This window comes from Rathayibacter sp. Leaf185 (assembly GCF_001423885.1).
In the GTDB taxonomy this organism is placed as follows: Bacteria; Actinomycetota; Actinomycetes; order Actinomycetales; family Microbacteriaceae; genus Rathayibacter.
This window is the reverse complement of record NZ_LMPP01000001.1, coordinates 773,909-800,299: the sequence shown is the minus strand read 5'-3', so window position 1 is coordinate 800,299 and position 26,391 is coordinate 773,909. Positions and strand designations below refer to the sequence as shown.

The window sequence follows — 26,391 nt, the reverse complement described above, 5'->3', positions numbered from 1 at the left end:
GGGGGCTTCGATCCCTAAGTTAGCGGCGCGAGGTTTCCGCCGCGTGACGAATTCGGGCTTCTCCGGCATTGACACGCCGGTGCGATACCCCCAGAACGAGTCTGTATGCGGCAATCGTCGAACGCGCGATGGCGTCCCACTCGAGCGCCGAGAGATCGGCCCGCTCGTCGGCCTCGCGCCGGTCGAGCCACTCGAGCGCCTCGTCGAGCACCGAGCGGTCGAAGTCCCCGCCGTACAGCCGCACCCAGTCGGGCCCCACCAGGGCCGCCAGCTCGTGCATCGATCCGAGGTCGGGGACCAGCACCGGGCGGTCGGCCGACACCGCGAGGATCGCGGATCCGGAGTTCTGGATCGCCGAGTACGGCAGCACGACGAGGTCGCTGGCACGCAGCCAGAGCGCGATCCGCTCGTCGCTGAGGAAGGCGAGCTCGAGGCGGATGCGCGGGTCGCCGCCGACGGCCTCCTCGATCACGCCGCGCAGCGGTCCGCGGGCCGGGTTGCCGGCGACCGCCAGCAGCGTGCCGTCGTCCTCGCGCTCGCGGAACCGCTCGATCAGCGTCGGGATGTTCTTGTAGGGCCGGATCTGGCCGACCGACACCACGAGACGGGCGTCGGGATCCACGCCGAGCTCGGCGCGCGCCTCGGCACGGCCGACCGAGAAGTCGTAGTCGGCGCGGTAGTGCCCGTGCGGAGTGACGAACGCGGGCACCTCCGCGAGCTCGGGGTACGACACGCGCATGGCCGCGACGCCCTCCTGCGAGAGGCAGATGATCGCATCGAGGTTCTCGGTCAGGAGGCGCCGGTACCAGTTGCGCAGGAACGGGGTCGCCCGCTCCTCGTGCGAGACGACGTTGTGCGCCGTCCAGATCAGGCGGGTGCCGCGGAGCCGGGCGACGCGGAGGAAGCCGAAGAAGAAGATCAGCCGCGCGACGACGCGATAGCGGCGGATCCCGCTGAGGAACGTGAGATCCGGCCAGTGCAGGTGCACGATGTCGACCCGCGAGGTCAGCAGCCGGAACCAGGAGAGGTCGCGCACCAGCACGCCCTCGGCGGTCATCGCCGTGTAGAGGCGCGCGTTGTAGGGGTTCGCGTAGCGGGTGCGGAACGCGGGCTCCGCCTCGACGACGAGACTCCTGCTCGCGGCGCTCTCGGGCAAGAGCAGACCGCGCAGGCGGGTGCGGATGCGGCCGCGGAGGGTGCGCGTGCCGCCCGGGATCATCGGGTGGCCCCGGTCGCCGCGCCGGTGCCGGGGACCCGGCCGAAGAGCGTGCGCTCCGCCTCCGGATAGCCGACGCGCCAGTCCTCGCGGCGCTGCCAGACCTCGGTCCACGCCCGGCGCTTCCGGCGGGTGGCGGCCTCGAGCACGGTGCGCACGAGCGCGCCGGCCTGGAGCAGCGCGATGCCCGCGCGGGCGGGGAGCGGCTTCCACGCGAGCCTGATCATCGTCGCCTTGCCGGCCATGACCATGCACATCTTGCGACCCGAGTTGCCGTCGGTCGCAGCGTCGCGGGTCGAGGCTCCGACGTCGTGCACGATCACGGCGGTCGGCACGATAACCGGGGCGAGACCCGATCGGCGGGCGCGGATCGAGAACTCGGCGTCCTCCCCGTAGAGGAAGAAGCGCTCGTCGAGGCGGCCGACGCGCTCGTACTGCGCGCGCTCCATCAGGAGCAGGCAGCCGGTGATGATGGGCACCTCGCGGACGGTGTCGCGCTGCCAGTGCCCGAGCGACTCGGGATCGAGCAGCGGATTGCCGCGGAACGCGGTCGAGAGCATGGTCGCATAGGTCAGGAGCGACCACAGCGACGGGGCGCCCCAGCAGGACGACGGGTCGACGCCGCCGTCGGGCCGGAGGGTGCGGCCGCCGTAGACGCCGTAGCGCGGGTTCGCGACGGCGAACTCGAGCAGCGCGCGGAACGAGCCGTCGAGCACGAGGGTGTCGGGGTTGAGCAGCAGCACGTAGCGCTCGGTCGCCGCGGCGACGCCGCGGTTCACCCCGCGGGCGAAGCCGAGATTGTCGCCCGCCTCGATCACGGTGGCGTCGGGGTGCGCAGCGCGGATCGCCTCCGCGCTGCCGTCGGCCGAGCCGTTGTCGACGACGATCACGTGCGGTGCGGTCGGGGCGTCGCCGCGGGGGATCGAGGCCAGGCAGGCGAGGGTCTTCTCGCGGGTGTTGTAGCTGACGACGATGATCGCCAGGCTCGTGTCGGTCGTGCTCTGCGGGTCAGGCACCGTTCGCCTCCGGTCGCTGTCCGATGACCTTCGCGGGCACGCCGCCGGCGATGCAGTTCGCGGGCAGGTCCTTGGTGACCACGGCCCCCGCTCCGACGATCGCGCCGTCGCCGATGGTCACACCGGCGACCACGACCACGTTCGCGCCGAGCCAGACGTCGCGGCCGATCACGATGTCGCGCTCGATCTTCGCCTGGTCCATCACGGGGGTGCCCTGCACGATGCCGTAGTTCGATGCCGTGACGGTGACGTTCGGGGCGAGCAGGCACTTCTCGCCGAGCGTGATGCGGCCGGAGGTGTTGCCCGCCCAGACGATCGAGTTCTCGCCGATGTGCGTCCCCGCGCCCAGCGTGATCCGCTCGGCGTTCCTGAACGACACGTTCGGCGCGAACGACACGTCGGCCCCGCGGGTCAGCTTCGGCACCTGATCGGCGTGGCTGTACGCGTGGAAGTGCAGCAGGCGCACGGCCTGCAGGTAGGTGCGCAGCTTCGTCAGCGTGCGCAGCGGTCCGCCGCCCTGGCTCATCGGGTTCCCCCCCTCAGGCTCGCGGGCTCGTCGGCCGGCCAGTCGACCGGAGGTGCACCGAGCTCCGTCAGCGAGCGGACCACCGAGTCGACGAAGGCGCGGGAGTCGTGGTCGGCGCGCACCTGCACGGCGAAGTCGAGGCGCTTGAGGTACGAGCTCGAGAACAGAGCGGCCTCGTCCTCCGGCTCGGTCGTGGGCCACAGGGTGAACGACTCGACGGCGGCGTGGCCGAAGTATCGCGGGCGGAGGAAGACGGGCAGGAACGAGGCGTAGCCCTGCCAGTCCCGCACGCCCCGGGTGATCCCCGACTCGCCCGTCTCCATCGCGTGGACGATCTGCTCGTGCACCGACGCGATGCTCTCGCGCAGCCCCAGGTCGACCGGGATGCTGACGCGCGCCATCGTGATGTGGTTGCGCTTCTCGGCCGTGCGGTCGCGCTGCGGCGAGATCGGCACGAGGGTCGCGATCTCGGAGCGCTCGGGGTGCATCGCCGCGAACGCGTGCAGGGCGAGGGCGACCGTGAGGTCCGAGACGGTGCCGCCCGAGGTGCGCGCGACCGACTTCGCCGCCTTCAGCTCCACGGTGATGATCGCCGCGTCCTTGGGCTTCACAGTGCGCTCGAGCAGGCCCGAGCGGCGGATCCAGACGTCGCGCGGGGCTCGGATCAGGCGCCCGGCCACCCGGCGGAGGCGCTTCTTCAGCGGCTTGCGCTTCCAGTCGGCCCACTCGTCGGCGAACGAGTCGTACGACGATGCGATGGCGCGGCGAGCCGCAAGCGTCAGGGCGATCGGACCGCGCGGAGCGGGCGGGTCGTCGGGGAAGCGCAGGGGGCGGCCGCCGGACGGCGCGACGTCGTAGGGCTTCTCCTCGGTGAAGGTCGTGAAGAGCATCAGGCCGAACATGCCGTCGCCCATCACGTGCTGGATGCGCATCGGGAACGCCAGCTGCCCGGTCGAGAGCTCGACCACGAGGATGTCCCAGAGCGGGCCCTTCGGATCCATCGGCCCGTTGAAGAGGCCGGTCAGCAGCTCCGTGCGGCGGGGGTCCCACTCGACGACTCCGGGGTGGAAGCGGACGTGGTCGGTGATGTCGATCGCGTCGGCGAAGACCCAGGACGGCGTGAAGAGCCCGAGCGGCGCGCGGACGAGGCGCTGCCGTTGCGCGGGGGAGTGCGTGATGAACCTCTCCCACGCCGTGAGGATGAGCTCGCGGTCGAGCGAGCCGTCCTCGCGCCGGAAGGGCGTGCTGTCGACGACCATCGTGGCGACGGGGCGCGCGGCCTCGTAGGCGATGGCGTTCGAGACGAACTTCTCATCGAGCGTGCGCAGCGGTTCGGCCTGCGTGCGGCCGGATCGGCGGGGAGTGCGGGTCATGGTCGGGCTCCTAGCGGGCGGGGCGGAGTCGGGACGGCCGAGGGGATCGCGCTCACTCGGCGGCGCGCCCGGTGCTCGCGTCGCCGGGCAGCCGGATCGGGGTCGGCGGGTACTCGTCGACGAAGGTCGAGCCCGAGAGCCGGAGGTGCCGCGAGCGGAGGTAGCCGCGGAGGATGCCGTCGATCATCGCGAGCTCGTCGCGTGCTCCGCGGCCGCGCTTCTTCGCCGAGCGCACGAGGCGGCGGCCGCTGCGGACGGCGAGCGTCGCGCTCATCCGCGCGCCGACCAGCGGCGACATCCGCCACCACTTGCCCACCAGCGCGCCGAGTCCGAGCCCGTAGCCGCGCATCAGGCGGCGGTACGCCGTGGGATTGCGGGTGTTGACGTGCAGCACGACGCTGTCCGGGACGAACACGGCGGTCGTGCCCGCGGCGAGGGCGCGGCAGAAGATGTCGAGATCCTCGGCGCCGGCGAGGTAGCGGCCCGCGCCGAGCGTGTCGTCGAAGCCGCCGAGCGTCTGCAGGGTCGAGCGGCGGAACGCCATCACGGCGCCGTGCCCGGCGTCGAGACCCTGCACCGCCGTGCGGTAGGTGATGCGATCGGTCGGCGGCACGTCCGTGTCGACGAGGGTGTGGTCGAGCATCCGCCCCGTGGCGACGCTCACCCGCTCGTCGTCGAAGGCGCGCAGCAGCGCCTCGATCCAGCCGGGCGTGGGCGAGCAGTCGTCGTCGGTGTAGACGACGACCGGCCGCTCGCTCGAGGCGAGCCCGAGGTTCCGCGCGATCGAGAGCCCCTTGGTGTCGGTGCGCACGTAGCGGACGCCGGCGGCCTCGGCGACCTCGCGGGTGCGCGAGTCGGTCGAGGCCGAGTCGACGACGATCACCTCGACCTCCGGGTCGGTCCCCGCGTTGATCGCCGCGAGAGCCTCCCGCAGCATGTCGGGCCGCTCGCGCGTGCAGAGGATGATCGAGACGTCTCGGGTGTTCACAGGTGTCAGGTCCTCGACGGGTCGGCGGGAGCGGTCGCGGTGCCGACCTTCCGCATGGCGGCGCGGTAGGCGGCGACGAGGTCGACGCCCGCTCGCGTCCAGGTGAGTTCGCTCCGGTTCGCGAGCGCGGCACGGCGCAGACGCGCCAGCAGCTCCCGGTCGGAGGAGACGAGATCGAGGTGCGCGGTCAGCGTCTCGACGTCGCGGGGCTCGTGGACGAGACCCTGGACGCCGTCCTCGAGGTTCGCGCCGGCCGCCGACGAGACGAGCGGCACGCAGCCCGCGGCCTGCGCCTCCGAGGTGACGAGGGCGCTGCCCTCCTCGATCGTCGGCAGGATCAGCACGTCGGCGTTCTGGAACACGCCCGCGACATCGTCGGTGAAGCCGCGCAGCTCGACGCCGGGCTGATCGAGCAGGCCGGCGAGCCGCTCGCGGTAGCCGGGCGTGAACTCTCCGTAGACCAGGAACCGGCCCGTGCTGCTGGCCGTTGACGCCTGCCAGGCCTGGAGGGCGTAGAGCAGGCCCTTCCGCGGCTCGATCCGGCCCACGAACACGGCGGTGAACACGTGGTCCGGATCGTCGCGCGGGTCGGGGTCGAGCACGCGGTCGGTGTCGACGAGGGCGCCGTAGCGGTGGCGGAGCAGCTTGTCGGGCGAGAATCCCTTCTCGAGGAAGGTGTGCTCGACCGAGGCGGACGGGACCAGGATCGCGGTCGCGGACGCCCACTCCCGCTCCTCCCGCTTCAGTCGCACCGCGTTGTAGGTGTGCGGCGACCCGGGGGGCGGGGTGATGCCGAGACGCTCGTACTCCTCGGCCACGACCTCGAAGGCGTGCGCCGTGTGCGTGTTCGGCGCCTCGCGGACCGAGGGCACGCCCTGGCGGGCGGCCTCGTCGAAGGTGCGGGCCGAGCCCCACGGCCAGCCGTGGACCACGTCGTAGTCGCCCTCGGCGAGGATCCGTGCGGTCACGCGGTCGTGGTGCGCGATCGAGCGGCTCCGCCCGAAGAGCCGGTGCGGGAGGCGCTGGCCGGCGACCGTGAGCGTGGTCACGGCGCGCGCGACCGGCCCCAGCGGCTCGGTGATGGACGCGGCGACGACGGTCACGCGGTGACCGGCCTCGGTCAGCGCGCGGACCTGGTGCAGCGCTGTCCAGCCGATGCCGGGCGAGCCGATCCCGTGCGGGAACGAGTAGAGGACCGAGAGCGGGTGGCCGTCGGAGCCCGAGGGCGCGACGGAGCCGGCGACCGTCATCGAACGGTCGTCAGCGGAGTCGGATCCGGTCGTGGAACGGGCGGATGGGTCTGTGGCAGTGGTGGAGCACTGATGCTCGTCATCCATGCGTCTCCTGTCGTGAGGGCGGCGCGCTCCGAGCTGAACCGAGGACTTCCATCCTCGTCTTTCCTGGAGGGAACAAGGTCTACCATCCTCGTCCATCTGAGAGGAATGCAAGTGCACGCCCTGCTCGGCGGGTCGAACGTCCAGGAGACTTAACACACCCGCAATACTTTCGGCATCTGCTTGCCGTGGGTTATGGTCACAATGAGTGTGTCGGGGCACCGCACTCGCGGGGTCCCGGTTCTCTGCCCGTTCCGACCCCCCAGGCCGCTCGCCCGGAGGACGGTGCGGACGCAGCGAGAGCACGTTCGAATCGCACTACGCACCAGGTTCCGTCCTCGTCATCCCGACGTCGACCGCCACACCACCCGTTCCGCCATTACCGCCGTGATGGACGGAGGCGTTGCTCCATCGTCTGCAGCAGCATTGCACCCTCCGAGCACGCGGCGCGTCGCCCGAGGTCCTACACCTCGCCGTCTGGAAGTCGAGACCGAGATGTCCGTTCCCCTTTACCTCCGAGTGCTCTGGAGCTACAAATGGCTCCTCGCCGTCGGCATCGTCGTCTCGGTGCTGGCTGCGATGGTCGCCGGATACACCGTCAAGGACGGTGAGATCGTCTCGCGCGTCGAGTCGACCTACCAGTCCGAGACCACCGTGCTGCTCGGAGGCGGGACGCAGAACCCGTTCGCGGCCGTCCGGCCCGGCCAGACCCTCCAGGAGGGCACGACCGCTGCCCAGCAGCTGGACCTGACGAACACCGCGGTCATCTACGCCTACCTCGTCAGCGGATCCGAGATCCGCGCGCAGGTCGAGGCCGCCATCGGCGGCTTCAACGAGGGCGAGGAGCTCAGCGGACTCCGCCGCACCACGCAGCCCTCCGGCACCGAGACCAACCCGGGCCGCTTCTCCCTCCCGATCCTCGCGATCGTCGGAGTCTCGACCGATCCCGCCCGCGCGACCCTCATCTCCGAGACCGCGTCGACGATCTTCCAGACCTACGTGGCCGCCCAGCAGGACGCCGCGGGAACCGCTCCCGACCAGCGCGTCACCCTGTCGGTCACCGACCAGGGCAACGTCGTCGAGCAGGAGGGCTCGAACCCGATCATCCCGATCGCCATCACCGGCCTCGGCGTGTTCCTCGCGTTCATCGCCCTCGCGTTCATCCTCTACAACATCCGCATCTCCCGTGAGCGCGTCACCGCGAACCGCGCCAACGTCCGCCGTGGCGAGTCGTTCCGCCGCGGTCCGGCCATCACCGGCTCCGGCACCGCCGAGAACCCGCGTCCCGCGGCCCTCGGCTCCTCCGCCGAGCCGGCTCCCGGGGCGGGTGAGCTCGCCTCCTCCGGGAAGCGCAGCGCCACCTGACGCGGGGTTCGCAGATGAGCACCAAGACGATGAAGGGGACCCCGATCGGGGTCCCCGGGAGCGACGACCCGTACGCGGGCGAGATCCTCGTCAAGCGGACCTTCACGGTCCGCTCGGCGCTCGCGACCCTGCTCCTCTCAGCGGTCGCCGTCGCGGCCGTCTACTACCTCAACCCGCTGATCGCGGGTGCGGTCCTCTTCGGGATCTCGTTCCTCTACCTCACGCGCAAGCTGGTCTTCAACTGGACCGGCGGATTCATCGTGCTGCTCGGCGTCGTGATGTTCATCCCGGCGCGCTACTACTCGCTGCCGATCCCGATCGGGTTCGCCCTCGAGCCGTACCGGCTCATGATCGTGGCCATGGTCGTCGCGGCGATCGTCGCGCTGATGATCGATCCGAAGTTCGTCTGGCGGCCCGCCGCGTTCGGCTGGCCGATCGGCATCTGGATGGCGTCGAGCATCGTCTCGATCGCCGCCAACGTCCAGTTCATCTCGGACGGTGGCCTGGGCAGCGGAGTCGTCGGTGCCATCATCATCGACCTGCTGGTCCTCTCGCTCTTCTTCGTCTCGCGCCTCGTGATGCGCAGCGAGAAGATCGTCGAGTCGTTCCTGATGGTGCTGGTCTTCTCGGCCGTCGTCGTGGCGTTCTTCGCCGTGATCGAGCGCGTCACCCACCAGAACATCTTCACCAGGCTCGACCAGTTCCTGCCGCTCGAGAAGCTCGGGGCCGAGCAGGAGGCGTACCGCGCCGGCGGATTCCGCTCGTTCGGCTCGTCGCAGCACCCGATCGCGCTCGCCGTGATGTTCACGATGATGATCCCGATCTCGGTCTACCTCTCGAAGTACGCCCGCTGGCCCTTCAACGAGATCAACCGCCGCATCATCTACTACGGCTGCGTCCTGGCGCTGCTGGTCGGCGTCGTCACGGCGGTCTCGCGGACCGCGATCGTCACGCTCGGCGTGATGTTCCTGGTGACGCTGATCCTGCGGCCGAAGATCGGCGGGTACCTGCTGCTGGGCGCGATCCCGGTCCTGGGCCTCGGCTTCGTCCTGATCCCCAAGATCCTGACCGACATGATCGGCTCGTTCCTCGACCCCGAGGCCCTCATCGCCTCGCAGTACACCTCCGCCGGCATGGCGGGAGCGGGCCGCCTGGCAGACCTCGAGCCCGCGATGGCGATCGTGCGCGAGCATCCGTTCTTCGGGACGGGCGTCGGCAGCCGCATCGTGGTGGGTCCTGAGGCGAACTCGTTCATCCTCGACAACCAGTGGCTCGGCACGCTCATGGACGCCGGAGCGGTCGGGATCCTCGGACTCGCCGTCCTCTTCCTCGTGCCGATCGTGATGCTGCTGCGCTACTCGTTCAACCGCACCTCGACGTCGCAGTACGCCGGCCTGGCCTTCGCGGTCGCGATCGTGCTGGTCGGATACACGGTGTCGGCGTACTTCTACGACGCCTTCGGCTTCTACCAGGCGTTCATGCTCTTCTGGGTGTTCATGGCCGTCGGGGCGTGGACCCTCACGGAGGCACCGCGGAAGTCGGCACGTCGCCGGCTCGCTGCCGAGGACGCCGGGCACGTCTCGGCCTTCAGCCGCTCCGCGGCGCACCACTCCGAGAACGGGCCGGCCCTCGGCGCGCACATCGGGAGCCACTCCGCCGATCACGTCGTCCGCAAACCCGCCCCCATCGAGTCGTGAGCGCGCGCGTCAGCGTGATCATCCCCGCGCACGACGAGGCGGCGGTGATCGGGCGGCTGCTGCGCGCGCTCGTGGACGGTGACCCGGAGGGCCGCCTCGAGATCGTCGTGGGGGCCAACGGGTGCACCGACGGCACCGCTGCGGTCGCCCGCGCCGTGGATCCGAGGATCCTCGTCGCGGAGACCGAGCGGGCATCGAAGATCGCCGGCCTGAACGCGGCCGACGAGATCGCGACCGTGTTCCCGCGCATCTACGTGGACGCCGACGTGAGCGTCTCGGCCGAGACGCTGCTCGCGGTCGGCGACGAGCTCGCCCGCCCGGGCGGCCCGCAGGTCGCGGCGCCGGAGTTCCACGTGGACACGACCGACGCCTCGTGGCCGGTGCGCGCCCACTACTCGATCTGGGAGCTGTCGGAGTACCGCGTGAGCGGGCTGGTCGGCTCCGGGATCTACGGCCTGTCGGCCGAGGGACGGCGCCGATTCGGCGCGTTCCCCGAGATCATCGCCGACGACCGCTTCGTGCAGCAGCTCTTCGCCCCCGAGGAGCGGCTCACCCTGGCCGGGTGGTCCTTCTCGGTGAAGGCGCCGCGCCGGATGCGCAGCCAGATCAAGCGCACCGTGCGGATCGCGATCGGCAACGCCCAGCTCGCCGCGTCCGGCCTCGTGCCCGATCGGCCGGCTCCCGCGGGGGGCACGATCGGCGCCCTCCTGGCGCGGCTCGTGCGCCGCCCCGCGCTGTGGCCCGCCTTCCCGGTGTACTGCTACGGCTATCTGCGACCGCGCCTCGAGGCCCGGTCGATCATCGCTCGAGGAGGCGTACCCGAATGGAACCGCGACGAGACGACGCGCGCGTGACGGGGTCGACCCCCGTCGGCGGCTCCTCCGCTCGGCCCCGTGCCACAGACGACCAGATCGAGGCGGCGATCGACGACACCGCCCACACGACCGAGACGCTCGCGACCGACGCGATCGCGCAGTCTCCGACGGTCGGCGACGGCCCGAACCTGCCTCCGAAGCCCTCTCTCGGCCACACCGCGAGCCGCGGAGTGCTGCAGACCCTCGGCGGACTGTGGGGCAAGACGGCGATCCAGCTGATCTCGACGCTCGTCCTGGCCCGGCTCCTCGCTCCGAGCGACTTCGGTCTGCTCGCGATGGTCACCGCGATCGTCGGTGTCGCCGACCTGGTCCGCGACTTCGGCCTGACCGGTGCGATCATCCAGTCGAAGAAGATGAGCGACGAGGTCTGGCGCTCGGTGCTGTGGCTGTCCGTCGCCCTCGGCATCGTCGGCACGATCGTCATCGCGGCCTGCGCGCCCCTGATCGCCGCCCTGTACAACGAGGACCGCCTGATCGTCCTGACGCTCGCCGTCGCGCCGACCCTCCTCATCAACAGCCTCTGCATGCCGCTCCAGGCGCGCGTGCAGAAGGAGATGCGCTTCGGCCTGATGGCGAAGATCGACGTCGTGTCGATGTTCGTCGGAGTCGTCGCGTCGATCATCGCCGGCTTCCTCGGCTGGGGCGTCTGGTCGCTGGTCGTCCTCCAGGGCGGCGCGCTGATCTACCGCTTCATCGCCCTGTGGGTCGCGGCGCGGCCCACGTTCGGCCGCCCGCGCATCGCGCGCGAGGTCATCCCGCTGGTCACCACGGGTGGCAGCATCTTCGGCGTGCAGCTGCTCAACTACGCGGCGCGCAACCTCGACAACGTCATCGTCGGCCGCCAGCTCGGCGACGGCGTGCTCGGTCAGTACTCGCGGGCCTACTCGCTGTTCCTGCTCCCGCTCCAGCAGCTGAACGGACCCCTGGGCCGCGTGGCCCTGCCGGTGCTCTCGTCGCTGCAGGACGACGGCGAGCGCTACCGCCGCTACGTGCGGGGTGCGCTGCTGGTGGTCGGCTACCTGACCCTCCCGACCTTCGGAGTCCTCGCTGCCCTCTCGGGGCCGCTGGTCGACCTCCTGCTCGGCGCGCAGTGGTCGGCCTCGGCGACGATCCTGTCGCTGTTGTCGATCGCCGGCATCGCTCAGGGCATCGGCAACGTGCAGGGCTGGATCTACATCTCGCTCGGCCGCGTGCACCGCCAGCTCGTGTACTACGTGGTGACGCGCCCGCTCGTCATCGGCTCGTTCTTCATCGGCATCTGGTGGAACGGCGTCGAGGGCCTCGCGCTGCTCTACGGCCTCACGACGCTGGCCCTGCTGGTCCCGGGCTTCGGCCTCGCGATCCGCGGCACCTTCGTCCGCGCCTCCGACATCGTGATGCCCGTGCTGCGCCCCGCGCTGATCGTGCCGTTCATGTTCGGTGCCGCCTGGGCGGTCGGGCAGTTCACCGACCTGCCCGCGTTCACCGATCAGGTCCTCGGCGGCCTGCACTCGGCCCTGCCCGCCGAGATCGCGCTGGTCATCCCGTCGATCCTGCACCTGCTGCTCGGCGGTCTCGCCTCGCTCGTGCCGCTGGCGCTGGCCATGCTGATCCCCGCCTACCGCCGCGACCTGCAGCAGATCCTCGCGTTCGTGAAGCAGGTCAAGAAGCCCAAGTCCAAGGCCCCGAAGGCCCCCGAGTCCACTCCCGTCGCCGATGGAGGCGCAGCATGATCCGTTCCCCCCGTCACCGCGCTCTCCGGCTGGCCGCCGCGGCCGCCGTCGCCGCCGTGCTCCTCGCCGGCTGCACGTCCTCGCCCGCTCCGGAGGAGACCACCGCCTCCGCTCCCGCGGGCGCCCTGCCGTTCGAGGCCGGGACGATCGTCGCGATGGGCGACTCGATGACCGCGGCCGTCGCGGCCTGCGGGCAGGACAAGGCCTGCCCCAGCGCCTCCTGGGCGACCGGTGAGGACGAGGGGGTCGACTCGATCGCCCGGCGCGCGGGCGAGACCGTCGGCGAGGTGCCGACCATCGACAACATCGCCTCGAAGGGCGCCACGTCGGACCGCATGCCGCTGCAGGCCGAGAAGGCCGTCGCGGCGAACCCGGACCTGGTGCTCCTCCTGATCGGCGCGAACGACGTCTGCCGCAAGAAGGTCGCCGAGATCACGCCGCCCGACACCTTCCGCGCGGCCATCACGTCGACCCTGCAGTCCCTCTCGACCGGGGCGCCGGACGCGACGATCTTCGTCGCCTCCATCCCCGATCTGCTCGCGTTCTTCGACGCCGAGCGGACGGACTCCGAGGCGGTCTCGCGCTGGGCACAGAGCCCCAACTGCAACTCGCTGCTCTACAACCCCGGCTCGGACGCCGAGGAGGACGTGGCCCGTCGAGCGGCCGTGGGCGACACGATCGATCAGTACAACACGATCCTCGCCGAGGAGTGCGCCGCGGTGGCGAACTGCGTGTCCGACGGCGGCGCGCTGCACTCGATGCCCGTGACGAGCGACGACATCTCGCTCGTCGACCACTTCCACCCGTCGATCCAGGGTCAGGGCAAGATCGCCGACGCCCTGTGGCCGGCGCTGCTCGCGAACGCGGGCTGACGCCGGCGCTCCCGGGCGCTCGGACCCCGGAGGACTCAGACGGCCGGGGAGCGCTTCTCGCCCCGGCCGCCGAAGTCGGCCCGGGGCCGGCCGCGCCGAGCGCGTGCGCGTGCCGGGGTGAAGCGGAACGGGGCGACGTCCTCGACGCGGCCCGTCGTCCCGCCGGCGGCGCGCAGCAGCAGCTCGGGAGTCAGCTCCTCGGGTGATGCGGCGATCGCGAGCCCGCGGCGGTCGAGCTCGCGGGCGATCTGGATCTGGTGGTCGTCGATGTGCTCGCCGCGCGCGACCAGGCGCGGGACCAGGATCGGCACCTTGCCCGCCTCGATGGCGGTGATGGCGGCGCCGGTGCCCGCGTGCGCGATGACGACGTCGGCGGCCTCGACCGCCTCCTGCAGCTCGTGGTGGGGCACGCTGACGCGGCCCTCGATGCCGTAGGGCGCGACATCGGCGAGACCGGTCTGCCAGAGCACGTCGGCTCCCGAGAGCAGGGGCACCGCGGCCGAGATCAGCCGGTCGAACGGGTAGAGGTCCTGCGTTCCGACCGAGATGACGGCCCGATGGATGCCGTCGACCTCCTTCGCGGGGCCGGTCGTGAAGGCGTCGAAGATCGAGCCGCCGAACTGCCAGCGCGCGTCCGCCCACACCGGGTACTGGCTGTAGGTGTTCACTCCTGGCAGGCGCGCCATGATCCTGCCCGTGATCGAGGGGCCGTCCGCCCGCGCCGCGCTCTCGATGTAGTGGCACTCGATGCCGCGCAGCGACGCCTCGGGCATGAACGACACCGCGGGGCTCGAACCGGTGCTGAACACCGCGGAGTAGTCGCCCTCGTTGAGGATGCGGTGCGCGAGCAGGGCGTTCTGCGCGATCGGCAGGGTGTCGCGCGGTGCGGCGAAGCGGCTGAAGGTCACGCGCCGGCCCTCGAGGAGGGAGCGGCTCAGACCGTTGTCGAACGTGACCCAGTGCTGATCGGCCGGATCGATCCCGAACCGGGACGAGAGCGTGAACAGCTGCTTGAGGTGCCCTCCGCCGGAGCAGACGAACAGGAACTGGGACATGGGGCCCTCCTCCGGACCGGGAGCCGAGGCGGCTCGCGGCGGATGCTGAGTGAACGGGAGATGGAGTCTGGTGGCGGAACCCGCGGCGTCAGCCGGGGACGACCTCGCCGGAGCGGGCGCCTCCGCGATCGAGCAGGATGTCGAGCACGGTCCCGTGCCGGGCCGCCCACGAGTTGGCGTGGATCCACTCGAGGCGGTCCTCCTCGCTCGCACGGCCGTCGGCGAGCGCGTCGTCGATGACGGAGGCGAACTCGGCCATCGTCGGGACGATCCGGATGCGGTCGCTGATCCCGTGGATCGGCGGGAGGTCGACCGAGATGACGGGGCAGCCGCTCGCGACGTACTCGTAGAGCTTGAGCGGGCTCATCGCCTCGGTCAGCGGGGTGCGGCGGTGCGCGAGGAGGCAGAGCTCGACGTTGCGCATGGTCGCGACCAGCTCGCGGCGGCCGACCGAGTGGTGCAGGTGCACGTTCGGGAAGCGGGCGAGCGGCGCGAGGTAGCCGGCATCGGGCTGCGGGCCCATCAGGATGATCTGCAGACCGGGGTGGGCGGTCGCGACCGCCACGATGCCCTCGACGTCGAGCCGGTCGTCGAGCGTGCCGACGTGCAGGGCCCGCGGGCCCGGGATCCGCTGCAGCCACTCGGGAGCGTCGGGGACCGGGCCGGTCCACTCCTCCGGAGCCACGCCGTTCGGCACCACGGCGTGCGGGCCGGTCGGGGCGATGCGGTCGATGATCTCCTGCGAGACGGCGGTCACCGAGCGTCCGGAGGAGGCCACGCGGCGGTACGCCTCCTGGAACGCGGGCCAGTGGCCCTTCCAGCGGGTCGAGGTGGTCCAGTCGTCGCGGGCGAAGAACATCACGTGCTCGGCCCACTCGAACGGCGAGAAGCCCGCCACGACGGGGCTGGTGGTGACGACCACCGGTCGCACGAGCTCGAGCTCGTCGGCCAGCTTCGCGATGCCGCGGTCGTAGGCCCGGTACTCCTTCTCGAGGCCCGCGATGTCGGTCGGGTCGCTCCGGCGCAGGCGCAACGGAGTGTGCAGGACGCGCGTGGGCGTGCCCGGGAACTCCACCTCCTTGCCGAGGGCGGAGCGCACGATGCTGGTCGGAGCGAAGCGGAACGGGTTGGCCACGATCAGGCGCCCCACCTGCGGGCTCTCCATCAGCGAGGTGAGGATGCGGTCCGGCGGACGCATCATGCCTCGGCGGGCCGCGTCGGTGTACGTCTCGTACGAGAACGTGAAGACGACGTCGCGCACGAGGCCGTCTCGAGTCGGGTTTCCCACAGCTGATGTCCTCACGCGAAGGTCCGGACGACGCGCGCGGGGACCCCGACGGCGACGGAGTAGTCGGGCACGTCGGACCGGACGACGGCATTGGCTCCGATGACGGCACCGCGCCCGACCGTGACGCCGGGCATGATCACGACGTTCTCGCCCAGCCACGCGCCCCGGCCGATGCGGACCGGAGCGATGCGCTCGATCGGCTGATCGCGCACGAACGTTCCGGCGTCCGAGAACCCGTGGGAGTGGTCCGAGATGTAGCAGCCGCGGGCGATTCCCACGCCGTCCTCGATGACCACGCTCTTCACGGCGCTGATCGCGGTCATGTTCATCCGGACGCGGTCGCCGATGATCAGGGCGGGGGTGGGGGCATCGGAGGAGGGGACCATGAGCATGCAGTTCGCACTGATCAGGACGTTCTCACCGATCGAGATGCGGCTGCCCTGACCGGGGCCGATCCTGAACGGCAGGCAGATGCGGGATCCCTTCCCGAACCGGTGGAAGCCACCGGCGACGATCTTGCTGAAGGCCAGATCGCGGGCCCGCTGAGCGAGAATCGCGAGATCCAGTCCGTTCACGGCATCAACTCCAGGTTCGAGCGGCGTGCAGAACGGCGGTGCGTTCAGCGCCTGGGGGCGGGGGCGCGCGGGCATCGCACGGGGGAGGAACGGACCCACGATAGCGAGCGTCACCCGTACAGGCGACCCCGACTCCGGGAGGCCTGCGTCTTGTAACCCTGTGGAAACAGGATGGACACGGTGCGGATTGCTGCGCGCTGGCCGAGGATACGGTCGCTCGAGAGGTACCGGGGCGCTCCGGAGTCGAGGAGAGCGTAAAATCGGACAGTCCGCGGAGCCGACGCACCCCGCAGGGGCGCCAGAGCCTCCGGATCGCGCGCTCAGCGCCGACGGACCCGGCGGCGTCGCTCGGTCCGATCGCGACTCCGACCCACCGCACCACCAGAGAGGCTCGACCGTGGCCCACGCCGCCGACACCGCCGAACGGGCGAGCTCCTGGACCCTCGCGCTCGCACGCGCCGCGGTCGCCGCGATCGCCGGATGCGTGGTGACGTTCTCTCCCGACCACAGCCCGGCCTTCGGTCTGGCCGTCTTCGCCGGATTCGCGCTCGCGAGCGGCGCCGTCTCGCTGGTGCGCGCACTGCGGGCACCGGAGGGACGCGGCAAGCGCCCCGCCGTCACCTCCGCGGGCGTCACCCTGCTCGCCGGCGTCCTGGGTCTCGTGGCCCTTCCCGTCGCCACCCTCCTGCTCTTCGTCGCGCTGGTCGCCGGCTGGGCTCTGATCTCGGGATCACTCGAGATCACCAGTGGGCGCCGGGGGCACGGGCTCGCCGCCCGCGACGCGGTCGTCGTCGGAGCCGGCACCGTGCTGCTCGGCGCCGCCTTCGCACTCCTCCCGCCGCATCCGGTCGTCACGGTCGGACTTCTCGGCGCGTACGCCGTCGTGATCGGCGTCTACCTCGCGATCGCCGCGTTCTCACTCAAGTGGGCCGCCGGTGCCGACGCCGTCGACGCCTCGACACCGACCTCCGGAGGAGACCGATGACCGCCGAAGGCCAGACCCCCGATGCGCCGACCCCCGGCGGCGAGCCCGAGGAGTTCGCGCCCCGCACCTTCCAGCCGACCCGCAAGGACCGGCTGCGACCCCTCGAGCTGATCGGCTTCTCGGCCGCGATGGCCGCGTTCGTGGGCCTCGTCGTCCTCCTGTCGACCCGCGAGCCGCTCGTCTCGGTCATCTCCTTCGGAGTCGCGTTCATCGTCGTCCTCGTCGCGATCGCGATGTTCTCGCTGACCTTCAAGCCGGACGACGCGGAGATCGCCGACCTCGACGAGCAGGATGGGCCGCACTGAGGCAGGGCGGCTTCGCCGCCCTGCCTCGCTGTCGGCTTCCCGAAGTGGTCGGGTCTTGTAGAGCGAGTCACGTTCGCTGCGCGGAAGCGCTTGGCACGCGATTCCGCGGTGCGCTCGTGAGTCCGGCTTGCGCGGAACGATCGGCGGGTGTTGATCGCGGTCGGTCCGGGTCGGTGGCTGCCCGCTGATCGAATAGCCCGCGGCGCGGGTGTATCGAGATCGACCGGTGCCTGGAGGTGCGGCGTGCGGACTTCTCGCCGGGCGGCGGCGTCGGTGGTCGGACGTACTGTGCGGGGGTGGCGGAGGCGATCGGGCGGTGGTGGGAGCGGCGGCGGTTCTCGCGAGGGGTCGAGGTGCCGTACGAGGTGGGGCGGTACCGGGAGGCGTGGTCCTCGTTCCCGGTGCTGGTGCGCCAGTACCGGCCCGAGTACAACGACGGGATCGTGCTCAGCCAGATCCCGCCGGCGGCCGACGTCTACCTCTGCTGGCTCTGCGACTCCGGGCACCTCTTCGTCGCGACGCCCGACGAGCAGCGCCACCGCCCGGGCCGCGAGCGGCGGCGGTCCTCCTGGTGCCCCGAGTGCGCGGCGCTCGCCCGGCCGCGGACGCCCAGGCCGGCTCGGAGTGACACGCCCGCGGAGAGCGATCCGCCGCCGCGACCGTCCGCCCGCGCGCCGCGGATCTGTTCGAAGACGCCCGACCTCCCGGTCGGCGAGCCCTTCGCGAGCCGGTGCGCGCCTCCGCCCGCCTCCGCCGTCGAGGCGCGACTGCGGGCGATGCTGGCCGCGCGGCTCGAGTTCGAGCCCGGGTTCACCGCGGTGCGGCTCGGGCGGGCGTTCTTCGACCATCTCGAGGCGTGGCCCGACATCGTGCTGGGCGAGCTGCGAGTGGCCGTCGAGTACGACTCCACGGGGCGGCACGGTCTCGAGCACGTCGGTCACCGCGAGGAGGCCGACCGGCGGAAGGACCGCGCACTGCGGTCGGCGGGGTGGGAGGTCGTCCGGATCCGCACCGGCCGCCTCCTCCCGCTCGGACCCCACGACGTGGTCGCCTCGGGGGTCTCGAACGCCGTGATCGACCGCCTGCTCGACGAGCTGCGGCTGATCCGCGGGGACCTCCTGGTCGCCTCCTGGAGCCGCTGACCCGCCGCGGCAGCGTCTCAGGTGCGCAGCGCGAGCGCTTCGCTCCACCAGCGGCGGTGCAGCGCCCACGGGTCGGGCTCGCCCGCCGCGACCGTCTCGATGTGTCGGTCGAGCGCGGGGCTCCTGGCGAACCACTCCGTGCGCTCGAGCCGCTCGGCGGCGAACTGCGCGTGCCGCTGCTGCTCGAGTGCCCGGCCGCCGCGCTCGAAGGCGAGCAGCTCCTCGTGCCGCAGCCGGTGCAGGCGCTGGCGCGGGTTGCCGCTGGTGCCGATCTTGATGCGCTCGCCGAAGCGGATGTAGTAGACGACGTCGATGCGGGGCGGCGCGAGCTCGCCGTCGGGGACCTCGCCGAACCGCCACTCGCAGGCGGCGCAGAGCCACGCGGAGGGGAGCCGGACACCCAGCCGCGAGCCGCAGACGAGGCACGGCGAGGGCAGGGCGTCGACGACCCCGCTCTCGCGGGCGACCCAGTCGTGCGCCAGCTCGAGGTGCGCGGCGCAGAGATCGAGCGGAGCACCCGCGTCGGCCTCCGCCCGGCACCCGTCGATCGCGCACGCGCTCATCCCTCGACGCTACGCGCGACCCCCGACACCGGGCGCATCAGGGGAGGCGGTCCACCAGCTCCGAGGCGACGCCCGTGTACGCGGCGGGGGTGAGGGCGAGCAGGCGCTCCCGTGCCGCCTCGCCGATGTCGAGGCCTCGGACGAACGCCGCGAGGTCCTCGGCGTCGAGGCGCTTGCCGCGGGTGAGGTCCTTGAGCATCGCGTAGGGGTCGGTGATGTCGGAGCGGCCGGCGACCACCTCGGCTCGGATCACGGTCTGGATCGCCTCGGCGAGCACCTCCCAGTTGGTGTCGAGATCGGCCGCGAGGGCCTTCGGGTCGAGGTCGATCTCGAGCAGGCCGCGCGCGATGTTGTCGAGCGCGAGGAGGGAGTGGCCGAACGCGACTCCGATGTTGCGCTGGGTCGTCGAGTCGGTGAGGTCGCGCTGCAGCCGCGAGGTGACGAGGGTCTGACCGAGGGAGTCGAGCAGCGCGCTCGAGAGCTCGAGATTGGCCTCGGCGTTCTCGAAGCGGATCGGGTTGATCTTGTGCGGCATGGTCGAGGAGCCCGTCGCTCCGGCCTGCGGGATCTGCCGGAAGTAGCCGAGCGAGATGTAGGTCCAGACGTCGGTGCAGATGTTGTGCAGGATGCGGTTCGCGTGCGCCGCCTTCCCGTAGAGCTCGGCCTGCCAGTCGTGCGACTCGATCTGGGTGGTCAGCGGGTTGAAGACGAGCCCGAGCGACGCGACGAACTCCGACGCCAGCTCGGGCCAGTCGGTGTCGGGGTCGGCCGCGAGGTGCGCCGCGAACGTGCCGGTCGCGCCGCTGAACTTGCCCAGGTACTCCGTCGCCTCGATCTGCGCGATGACGCGCTCGAGGCGGAACGCGTAGACGGCGAACTCCTTGCCCATCGTCGTGGGCGTCGCGGGCTGCCCGTGGGTGCGGCTCAGCATCGACTCGTCTCGGTAGCGGACGGCGAGCTCGCGCAGGGAGTCGACGACCGAGCGGAGCTTCGGCAGCCAGATCTCGCCGACCGCCTGCCGCACGACGATCGCGTAGGAGAGGTTGTTGATGTCCTCGCTGGTCGCGGCGAAGTGGGTCAGCTCGGCGATGCGGTCGAGTCCGAGGTCGGAGAGCCAGTGGCGCACGAGGTACTCGACGGCCTTCACGTCGTGCCTGGTGCGGGCCTCGAGGGTCGCGAGCTCGTCGATCTCGGCCTGGCCGAAGTCGCGGGCGCGGCGGCGCAGCTCCTCGGCGGTGGCGGCGTCGACCGGCTCGGAGCCGAACAGCCGGCGGTCGGTCAGGGCGAGCAGCCACTCGACCTCGACGTGGACGCGTGCGCGGTTGAGGCCGGCCTCGGAGAGGTACTCGCCGAGCGAGGAGACGGCGCCGCTGTACCGGCCGTCGAGGGGGCTCAGCGGCTGGGTGGGGAGCGAGGTCATGCGGTGGAGCCTTCCGGGTCGCGGTTCTCCGCGCGGGCCGCGGAGCCGGCGACGGCGCCGGAGCGCGCGTCGGGGGAGTCGGGGCGGGTCGCGCGGTTGCCGCGCAGCCCGGGTTCGATCTGGGCGAAGAGCGACCGGCACGCGCTCTCGATGAGCGAGAGCACCCGGTCGAACGCCGCCGCATCGGAATAGTAGGGGTCGGGGACGTCGCCCTGCGGCGAGAGCGAGGGCTCGAAGGCGAGCAGGCGGCGCACCTTCTGGCGGTCGACGTCGGTGCGGGCCCACGATCGCAGTGCCCGCTCGTGGCCGTGGTCGAGCGCGACGACGAGGTCGAACTCGTCGAAGCGGACCGGGTCGAACAGCTGCGCGCGGTGCCGCGCGCCGTCGAGCCCTCGGCGCTCGAGGGCCGCGAGCGCGCGATCATCGGCGTGCTCGCCGAGGTGCCACTCGCCGGTGCCCGCCGAGCTGATCTCGATGACGGAGGCGAGCCCGGCGCGGTCGGCGAGCGACCTCAGCACCACCTCGGCCATCGGCGACCGGCAGATGTTCCCGGTGCAGACGAAGCACACGGCGAACGCCGAGGGCGCGGAGGAGCGGGGGGTCACCCGCCCATTGTGGCGCACCGCGGCTCCTCCACACCCGGCCGATCCGTCGGTTCTCCACGGTCCGGGCGGAGGCGGTCCCGCGGCCCGGCGCGCTCGTCGAGGCTGGCCGCGACGAGGACGGAACGGAGGCGGTGCGGATGACGATCGAGCAGCCGGCGGGGGTGACGGCATGGCCGAGCGCGGAGCTGACGGCGCTCGCCGACGGGATCGGCGGCGTGCGCGCGGCGGCGGCGGGACTCCTCCCCGATGCCGACTGGGAGGACGAGGCGGCGCGCGGCTTCGCGGAGCGGGCGGCCGAGCTCCTGGCGGGGCTCGCCGTCGCCGAGGGTGCGGCGCGGGGCCTCGCGGGAGGTGTCCGGTGACGGCGGACGTGCTCAGTCGCGTCGACACCGGTGAGCTCGACGAGCGCCGGCGGGCACTCGAGACCGTCCTCCGCGGCCTCGCCGACTGCGCGGGTGCTGCGGTACGGGCGGCGCCCTCCGTCGGTGCGGCGGCGCCGGAGCGGGTCGGCGAGCTCGAGCTGCTCGGCCGGCGGCTCACCGGGCTCGAGGGCGAGGCGGCGCTGCTGCGCGAGGCGCTGGGGGAGGCGGTGTCGGCGTACGAGCGGGCCGAGGAGGCGCTCGAGGAGCAGCTGCCCGTGATCCCCGCGCGGGTGGCTCCGCTGGTCGCGGCGGTGGCCTTCGGTCTGCGCGCGTCGGAATCGTTCGCCCGTCGTGTCCCGGGCGCGCGGGAGGACGCGGCTCTGCTCGTCAGGGCGACCGCGGAGGCGGCGTTCGGCTCGGTCGGCGCGGCGGCCCGGGTCCTCGCCGGTGACGACGGCGCCCGCGACGAGCTCTCCGCCGAGAAGGCGGACCTCGTCCGCGCGCTGCTCGGCGATCCGCTCCTGGTCGAGGGTCTGCGCGCGGTGATCTCGACGATCGGCCTGGGCACCGAGGTCGGCGTGCTGCTGCTGCCACCACCGGTGACGGCTGCTCTCGGCGGCCGCTCCGCCGGCGAGACGGTCGGCGGCGGGGTGAGCTCGGCGGCGAGCGTGCTGGTCGTCCTCGCGACCGTCTTCGGCGTCGTCCCGCCGCCGGGGGAGCGTCGACTGCGCGTGCAGACGGTCGAGCCGCCGCCGATCCGGCTGGGATCCGCGGCCGAGGCGCCCTCGAGCTGGGGCGAGCTGGCGGCGCGCATCCCGCCGAGCGATCCCGACGGTCCGCAGGTGGTGATCGAGGAGTTCGGAGGGGAGTGGCTCGTCACGGTCTCGGGGACGACCGACTGGAGCCTCGACCCCGAGCAGGCGTTCGGCGCCGCCTCGAATCTCAAGGCGATGAGCGGAGGAGGTGCGGCGTCGGTCGCGGGGACGCTCGCGGCGATGGAGGCGGCGGGCATCCCCGAGGGAGCTCCCGTGACGATCGCGGCGCACTCGCAGGGTGGGCTGGTCGCGCTGCGCGTGGCGCAGTCGGGGCGCTACGACGTGCACGACGTGATCGCGTTCGGAAGTCCGATCCGCGGTCTCGACCTGCCGAGCGGGACGCGGTCGGTGTCGATCGAGCACTCCGACGACCTCGTCCCGGCGCTGAGCGGATTCGGGCGCACCGCCGGCCAGGAGCAGGGGGTGATCGTCGTCGAGCGCGACTCGCCCGCCTCGACGCCGCAGGAGGGCCCGGTGCCGGCGCACGCACTCGAGTCCTACGTGGCGACGGCGCAGACGCTCGATGCCGATCCGCGGCTCGCCGCCTCCGGAGCCGCTCTCTTCGGGCTCTGGACCGCCGCCCCCGGCTCGAGGGTCGGCGCCCGCCTGACGACGGTGCCGGTCAGTCCTCGCGGCGCCCCAGGAACGGCCGGACGAGCAGCCCGATGAACCAGTTGACGATCGCGAGCACGAGGGCGCCGAGCACACCCCACCAGAAGCCGTCCACGACGAGACCGAAGCCGAAGAGACCGCTGACCCAGGCCGTCAGCAGCAGGAGGAGCCCGTTGACCAGGAACGCGACGAGCCCGAGCGTGATGATGTACAGGGGGAACGCGACCACGCGGACCACTCCGCCGACCACCGCGTTGACCACTCCGAAGATCACCGCGACCAGGAGGTACGTCAGGACCGCCGCGGTCGCCCCCTCCTCGTACGGATCCACGCGGACGCCCGACACGACGAGCGTGGTGAGCCAGATCGCGACGGCGTTGGTCAGGAGTCCGAGGAGGAGTCTGCGCATGCGTCCACTATCGCGGCCCGGCGGGTCGGCCGCGAGTCGCCGGTCAGGTGACGGGGTCGTCGATCGAGGGAGTGGGCGCCGGGGCGCAGAGGTCGGGATCGGTGCTGCAGTCGGGGCCGGGCACGGCGGTCGGCTCGGGCTCCGGCGCGGGCTCGGGTTCCGGCTCGGGAGCGGGCTGCGTCGGGACCGCCGTCGGGCCGGGTCGGACGGTCGCCTCCGGGGGCGCGGGCTCCGGCTCGGCGGGCTGCACCGGCTGCTCGGGCGGCGCGGTCGGGGCCTGCGCGGTCGGCGCGGGTGCCGGCGGCGCGGGGGCCTGCTGCGCGGGCGGGCCGCCGCCGCTCCCCGGAGGCGGGACGAGCGGATCGCGGGCGTCGAGCACCTGCGCAGCCGCGCCGGCGAGGCCCGCGCGCGCCTCGACGGCAGCGGCGAGCACCTCGATCGCGGTGCTGAGGGCCGCGCGCCGAGCGGTCGAGCCGCGACCGGAGGCGAGGGTCGCCTCGCCGAGACCGCGCACCCTGTCCGCGACCGCGAGCTCCGCCTCCGTCGTCGCCGCCGTCGCCTCGGTGATCGTCTCGGTCGAGACGCCACCGAGCGCGGAGTTGAGGGCGGCGACCGCCGAGAGGAGAGTGCTGCGCACGCCGCCCGAGACGGCGGAGTCCGTCGCGGTGAGGAGGGCGAGGGCATCGTCGCGGGTCGCGGTCCCCTTCTCCTTGGCCGCGGTGAACTCGGCCGTCGCCGAGACGTCGACCGCGACCACGCGGGGAGTCGGGCTCGGCTCGGGAGCGTCGGACGCGGGAGAGCAGGAGGAGAGGGCGCCGGTGAGCAGAGCGACGCTGAGAACGGCCACGGAGACACGGAGGACTGCCGGGCGCGCTGGCCGGACGGCTCCCCATCGACTCCGCATTCTCGAACCCTAATCGGGGGACTCGGCCGAAACCGCCCCTCGAAGGGGGACGCGAGCCGTTCGACACCCGATCGTGATCCTCGCGCCGAGCCCGACCGGGCCCTGTCGGCCCCTCGGCCTACCATGGGGCGGGTGACCGAACAGCAGGGGCCTCCCGTCCGACTCCGCCCCGAGATCCTCGCGCTCCCGGCCTACCGGCAGGGCCGCGCCGCCTCCGCCGATGCGTTCAAGCTGTCCTCCAACGAGAACCCGTTCGATCCGCTGCCCTCGGTGCTCGAGAGGGTCCGCGGCGTCGCCGACTTCAACCGCTACCCCGATGCGGCGGCGACCGCCCTGCGGACGGCGCTCGCCGAGAGCCATGGAGTGAGCATCGACCAGGTCATCGTCGGCGCGGGATCCGTCGCCGTCATCGCCCAGCTGATCAGTGCCGCCGCGGGAGTGGGCGACGAGGTCGTCTACGCGTGGCGCTCCTTCGAGGCCTACCCGTCGCTGGTCACGACCGCGGGCGCCACGAGCGTCCGGGTCCCGCTGCGCTCCGACGACACCCACGACCTCGACGCGATGGCGCAGGCCGTCACCGAGCGCACCCGCCTCGTGATCGTCTGCAGCCCCAACAACCCCACCGGCACCGTCGCGCAGGCCGACGACGTCGAGGCGTTCCTCGACCGGATCCCCGCCGACGTCCTCGTCCTCCTCGACGAGGCCTACGCCGAGTTCGTGACCGACGAGCGCGCCGTCGACGGCACGACCCTCCTCGGCCGCCACCCCAACCTCGTCATCGCGCGCACCTTCTCGAAGGCCTACGGCCTCGCCGGGCTCCGGGTCGGCTACGCGATCGGGCACCCGCGCATCCTCGACGCCGCGCGATCGACGGCCATCCCGCTCTCGGTGACCCGCTTCGCCGAGACGGCCGCGATCGCCTCGCTCGAGCACCGCGACGAGCTGCTCGAACGGGTGCACCGCATCGTGCTGCTGCGCGATGAGCTCTGGCAGGCTCTGCTTGACCAGGGCTGGACCCTCCCGAAGTCCGAGGCCAACTTCCTCTGGTTCGACACCCGCGACGAGACCGAGTGGGCCGCCGGCGTGTTCGAGCGGGCGGGAGTCGTGGTCCGGGCCTTCCCGCCCGAGGGCATCCGCGTCTCGGTCGGCGAGGCGGATTCTGTCGAGAAGCTCCTCTCCGCGGCGTCGGAGATTGTCGAGACCCTCCCCGAGGGCCATCCGGCCAGGCGGATAGGTTAGTCGGGTGGTAGCCACCAGCACGCAGTCGCCGACGGTCCAGTTCCTCACCGCGGACGGCCGCTTCGCACCGTCCCCCGCGGCCGAGCAGTACGCCTCCCGCCTCGACGGGATCGGCGAGGAGCAGCACCGCACCTTCTACCGCGAGATGGCGGTCGTGCGCCGGTTCGACCTCGAGGCGGCGAACCTGCAGCGGCAGGGGCAGCTCGGCCTCTGGGTCCCGAGCCACGGTCAGGAGGCGGCGCAGGTCGGCTCCGCGTTCGCGATGCGCCCGCAGGACCACGTGTTCCCCTCCTACCGCGAGCACGTCGTCGGCAAGATCCGCGGCATCGACCTCCTCGGAGTCCTCGCGCTGCTGCGCGGAGTCAGCCACGGCGGCTGGGACCCGGCGGACCCGGCCAACGGCAACTTCCACCTCTACACGCTCGTCCTCGGCTCGCAGGCGCTCCACGCGACCGGCTACGCGATGGGCCTCACCTTCGACGGCGCCACCGGCACCGGCGACCCCGAGAAGGACGCGGCGGTCGTCGTCTACTTCGGCGACGGCGCCTCGAGCCAGGGCGATGTGAGCGAGGCGATGGTCTTCGCCGCGAGCTATCGGACGCCCGAGGTCTTCTTCCTCCAGAACAACCACTACGCGATCTCGGTGCCCGTCGCGACCCAGTCCCGCAGCCCGCTCTACCTCCGCTCCTCGGGCTTCGGCATCCCCGGCGTCCAGATCGACGGCAACGACGTGCTCGCCAGCTACGCCGTCACCGCCCAGCACCTCGACGAGGCGCGCTCCGGAGGCGGCCCGCAGTTCATCGAGGCCCTCACCTACCGCATCGGCGCGCACACCTCGAGCGACGACCCGACGAAGTACCGCACCGACGACGAGCTCGCCTCGTGGGTCGCGAAGGACCCGATCACCCGCTTCGCCGCCTACCTGAAGACGCAGGGCGCCCCGCAGTCGTTCTTCGACGAGGTCGACGAGGAGGCCGCGGACTTCGCCGCCGACATCCGCCGCCGGCTCCTCGCGCTCGAGGCGCCGCCGACCGACGTGATCTTCGACCACGTGTACTCCGAGCCGCACCCGCAGCTCCAGGAGCAGAAAGCGTGGCTCCAGCGCTACGAAGAATCGTTCGGAGGCGAATGATGACGA

General features: G+C 72.1%; 26 protein-coding genes. 12 read left to right on the top strand and 14 right to left on the bottom strand.

The features are described 5' to 3' along the window. Positions 1 to 19 precede the first annotated feature (19 nt). From ASG06_RS03950 to ASG06_RS03925, 6 genes are read right to left on the bottom strand one after another with little or no spacing between them, the layout of a single operon-like run. Positions 20 to 1,219, bottom strand: coding sequence for a hypothetical protein (locus ASG06_RS03950; protein WP_056038793.1), 1,200 nt, complete (start codon positions 1,217 to 1,219; stop codon positions 20 to 22). Beyond that, positions 1,216 to 2,232, bottom strand: coding sequence for a glycosyltransferase family 2 protein (locus tag ASG06_RS03945; protein ID WP_056038791.1), 1,017 nt, complete (start codon positions 2,230 to 2,232; stop codon positions 1,216 to 1,218). The genes ASG06_RS03950 and ASG06_RS03945 overlap by 4 nt, the downstream gene beginning before the upstream one ends. After that, complete coding sequence (locus tag ASG06_RS03940) at positions 2,225 to 2,758, bottom strand: acyltransferase (protein WP_056038787.1); 534 nt, start codon at positions 2,756 to 2,758, stop codon at positions 2,225 to 2,227. The genes ASG06_RS03945 and ASG06_RS03940 overlap by 8 nt, the downstream gene beginning before the upstream one ends. Further along, positions 2,755 to 4,131, bottom strand: coding sequence for a wax ester/triacylglycerol synthase domain-containing protein (locus ASG06_RS03935; RefSeq protein ID WP_056038784.1), 1,377 nt, complete (start codon positions 4,129 to 4,131; stop codon positions 2,755 to 2,757). The genes ASG06_RS03940 and ASG06_RS03935 overlap by 4 nt, the downstream gene beginning before the upstream one ends. Positions 4,132 to 4,183: 52 nt before the next feature. Beyond that, positions 4,184 to 5,119, bottom strand: coding sequence for a glycosyltransferase family 2 protein (locus tag ASG06_RS03930; protein WP_056038779.1), 936 nt, complete (start codon positions 5,117 to 5,119; stop codon positions 4,184 to 4,186). A 5-nt stretch (positions 5,120 to 5,124) separates the two neighbouring features. After that, positions 5,125 to 6,456 carry a glycosyltransferase family 4 protein gene (locus ASG06_RS03925; RefSeq protein WP_162238994.1) on the bottom strand — a complete coding sequence of 444 codons (1,332 nt, stop codon included), beginning with the start codon at positions 6,454 to 6,456 and terminating at the stop codon, positions 5,125 to 5,127. A 492-nt stretch (positions 6,457 to 6,948) separates the two neighbouring features. On the opposite strand from ASG06_RS03925, the gene ASG06_RS03920 reads away from it, so the two are divergent. From ASG06_RS03920 to ASG06_RS03900, 5 genes are read left to right on the top strand one after another with little or no spacing between them, the layout of a single operon-like run. After that, positions 6,949 to 7,818, top strand: coding sequence for a hypothetical protein (locus ASG06_RS03920; protein WP_156465849.1), 870 nt, complete (start codon positions 6,949 to 6,951; stop codon positions 7,816 to 7,818). A 14-nt stretch (positions 7,819 to 7,832) separates the two neighbouring features. After that, the gene (locus tag ASG06_RS03915) at positions 7,833 to 9,515 is read left to right on the top strand and encodes an O-antigen ligase family protein (protein WP_056038771.1); all 1,683 of its coding nucleotides are present in this window, start codon (positions 7,833 to 7,835) and stop codon (positions 9,513 to 9,515) included. Next, positions 9,512 to 10,369: a glycosyltransferase gene (locus ASG06_RS03910; protein WP_056038765.1), complete on the top strand. Its 858-nt coding sequence runs from the start codon at positions 9,512 to 9,514 to the stop codon at positions 10,367 to 10,369. The genes ASG06_RS03915 and ASG06_RS03910 overlap by 4 nt, the downstream gene beginning before the upstream one ends. Then, a complete protein-coding gene (locus ASG06_RS03905; RefSeq protein ID WP_056038763.1) occupies positions 10,339 to 12,102 on the top strand; it encodes a lipopolysaccharide biosynthesis protein in 1,764 nt (587 codons plus the stop codon). The genes ASG06_RS03910 and ASG06_RS03905 overlap by 31 nt, the downstream gene beginning before the upstream one ends. Next, positions 12,099 to 12,974 (top strand): SGNH/GDSL hydrolase family protein, encoded by an 876-nt coding sequence (locus tag ASG06_RS03900; RefSeq protein ID WP_056038760.1) that lies wholly within the window; start codon positions 12,099 to 12,101, stop codon positions 12,972 to 12,974. Before ASG06_RS03905 ends, ASG06_RS03900 begins: the two co-directional genes overlap by 4 nt. 35 nt (positions 12,975 to 13,009) lie before the next feature. Here ASG06_RS03900 and ASG06_RS03895 read toward each other — a convergent pair whose 3' ends face one another. The 3 genes from ASG06_RS03895 to ASG06_RS20580 form a co-directional block, all read right to left on the bottom strand. Then, positions 13,010 to 14,029, bottom strand: coding sequence for a glycosyltransferase (locus ASG06_RS03895; protein ID WP_056038758.1), 1,020 nt, complete (start codon positions 14,027 to 14,029; stop codon positions 13,010 to 13,012). Positions 14,030 to 14,117: 88 nt separating this feature from the next. Beyond that, positions 14,118 to 15,317: a hypothetical protein gene (locus tag ASG06_RS03890; RefSeq protein ID WP_156465848.1), complete on the bottom strand. Its 1,200-nt coding sequence runs from the start codon at positions 15,315 to 15,317 to the stop codon at positions 14,118 to 14,120. Positions 15,318 to 15,328: 11 nt separating this feature from the next. Beyond that, a complete protein-coding gene (locus tag ASG06_RS20580; protein WP_056038752.1) occupies positions 15,329 to 15,892 on the bottom strand; it encodes an acyltransferase in 564 nt (187 codons plus the stop codon). Positions 15,893 to 16,289: 397 nt separating this feature from the next. Here ASG06_RS20580 and ASG06_RS20165 point away from each other — a divergent pair, with 397 nt between their 5' ends. The 3 genes from ASG06_RS20165 to ASG06_RS03870 all read left to right on the top strand — a co-directional run bounded on the left by ASG06_RS20165 (position 16,290) and on the right by ASG06_RS03870 (position 18,324). Further along, positions 16,290 to 16,877 carry a DUF308 domain-containing protein gene (locus ASG06_RS20165; RefSeq protein WP_056038748.1) on the top strand — a complete coding sequence of 196 codons (588 nt, stop codon included), beginning with the start codon at positions 16,290 to 16,292 and terminating at the stop codon, positions 16,875 to 16,877. Continuing rightward, positions 16,874 to 17,182 carry a hypothetical protein gene (locus tag ASG06_RS03875; protein WP_231727601.1) on the top strand — a complete coding sequence of 103 codons (309 nt, stop codon included), beginning with the start codon at positions 16,874 to 16,876 and terminating at the stop codon, positions 17,180 to 17,182. The genes ASG06_RS20165 and ASG06_RS03875 overlap by 4 nt, the downstream gene beginning before the upstream one ends. A gap of 296 nt (positions 17,183 to 17,478) precedes the next feature. Further along, entirely contained in the window at positions 17,479 to 18,324 is an 846-nt protein-coding gene (locus ASG06_RS03870; protein WP_056038745.1) for a hypothetical protein, read from the top strand. A 17-nt stretch (positions 18,325 to 18,341) separates the two neighbouring features. On the opposite strand, the gene ASG06_RS03865 is transcribed toward ASG06_RS03870, so the two are convergent. Genes ASG06_RS03865 through ASG06_RS03855 form a run of 3 tightly spaced genes read right to left on the bottom strand, consistent with a single transcriptional unit; the run spans position 18,342 to position 20,912 of the window. Beyond that, positions 18,342 to 18,887, bottom strand: a complete 546-nt coding sequence (locus tag ASG06_RS03865) for a GIY-YIG nuclease family protein (protein WP_056038742.1) — start codon at positions 18,885 to 18,887, stop codon at positions 18,342 to 18,344. Between the two features lie 37 nt (positions 18,888 to 18,924). Beyond that, positions 18,925 to 20,307 (bottom strand): adenylosuccinate lyase, encoded by a 1,383-nt coding sequence (purB, locus tag ASG06_RS03860; RefSeq protein ID WP_056038737.1) that lies wholly within the window; start codon positions 20,305 to 20,307, stop codon positions 18,925 to 18,927. After that, entirely contained in the window at positions 20,304 to 20,912 is a 609-nt protein-coding gene (locus ASG06_RS03855) for a low molecular weight protein-tyrosine-phosphatase (RefSeq protein WP_327205478.1), read from the bottom strand. Before ASG06_RS03855 ends, purB begins: the two co-directional genes overlap by 4 nt. Before the next feature lie 137 nt (positions 20,913 to 21,049). Between ASG06_RS03855 and ASG06_RS19810 the strand changes: the two genes are divergently transcribed. Both ASG06_RS19810 and ASG06_RS03845 read left to right on the top strand, forming a co-directional pair. Beyond that, on the top strand, positions 21,050 to 21,274 hold the full coding sequence (locus ASG06_RS19810; protein WP_056038734.1) for a hypothetical protein: 225 nt from the start codon (positions 21,050 to 21,052) through the stop codon (positions 21,272 to 21,274). Beyond that, a complete protein-coding gene (locus tag ASG06_RS03845; RefSeq protein ID WP_056038731.1) occupies positions 21,271 to 22,758 on the top strand; it encodes a hypothetical protein in 1,488 nt (495 codons plus the stop codon). Before ASG06_RS19810 ends, ASG06_RS03845 begins: the two co-directional genes overlap by 4 nt. Here ASG06_RS03845 and ASG06_RS03840 read toward each other — a convergent pair. Further along, positions 22,712 to 23,110, bottom strand: coding sequence for a phage holin family protein (locus ASG06_RS03840; protein WP_056038728.1), 399 nt, complete (start codon positions 23,108 to 23,110; stop codon positions 22,712 to 22,714). The genes ASG06_RS03845 and ASG06_RS03840 overlap by 47 nt on opposite strands. 43 nt (positions 23,111 to 23,153) lie before the next feature. Then, the gene (locus ASG06_RS03835; protein WP_056038725.1) at positions 23,154 to 23,957 is read right to left on the bottom strand and encodes a hypothetical protein; all 804 of its coding nucleotides are present in this window, start codon (positions 23,955 to 23,957) and stop codon (positions 23,154 to 23,156) included. Positions 23,958 to 24,137: 180 nt separating this feature from the next. On the opposite strand from ASG06_RS03835, the gene ASG06_RS03830 reads away from it, so the two are divergent. Next, a complete protein-coding gene (locus ASG06_RS03830) occupies positions 24,138 to 25,253 on the top strand; it encodes a histidinol-phosphate transaminase (RefSeq protein ID WP_056038722.1) in 1,116 nt (371 codons plus the stop codon). Positions 25,254 to 25,257: 4 nt separating this feature from the next. After that, positions 25,258 to 26,385: a thiamine pyrophosphate-dependent dehydrogenase E1 component subunit alpha gene (locus ASG06_RS03825; protein ID WP_056038719.1), complete on the top strand. Its 1,128-nt coding sequence runs from the start codon at positions 25,258 to 25,260 to the stop codon at positions 26,383 to 26,385. Positions 26,386 to 26,391 lie beyond the last annotated feature (6 nt).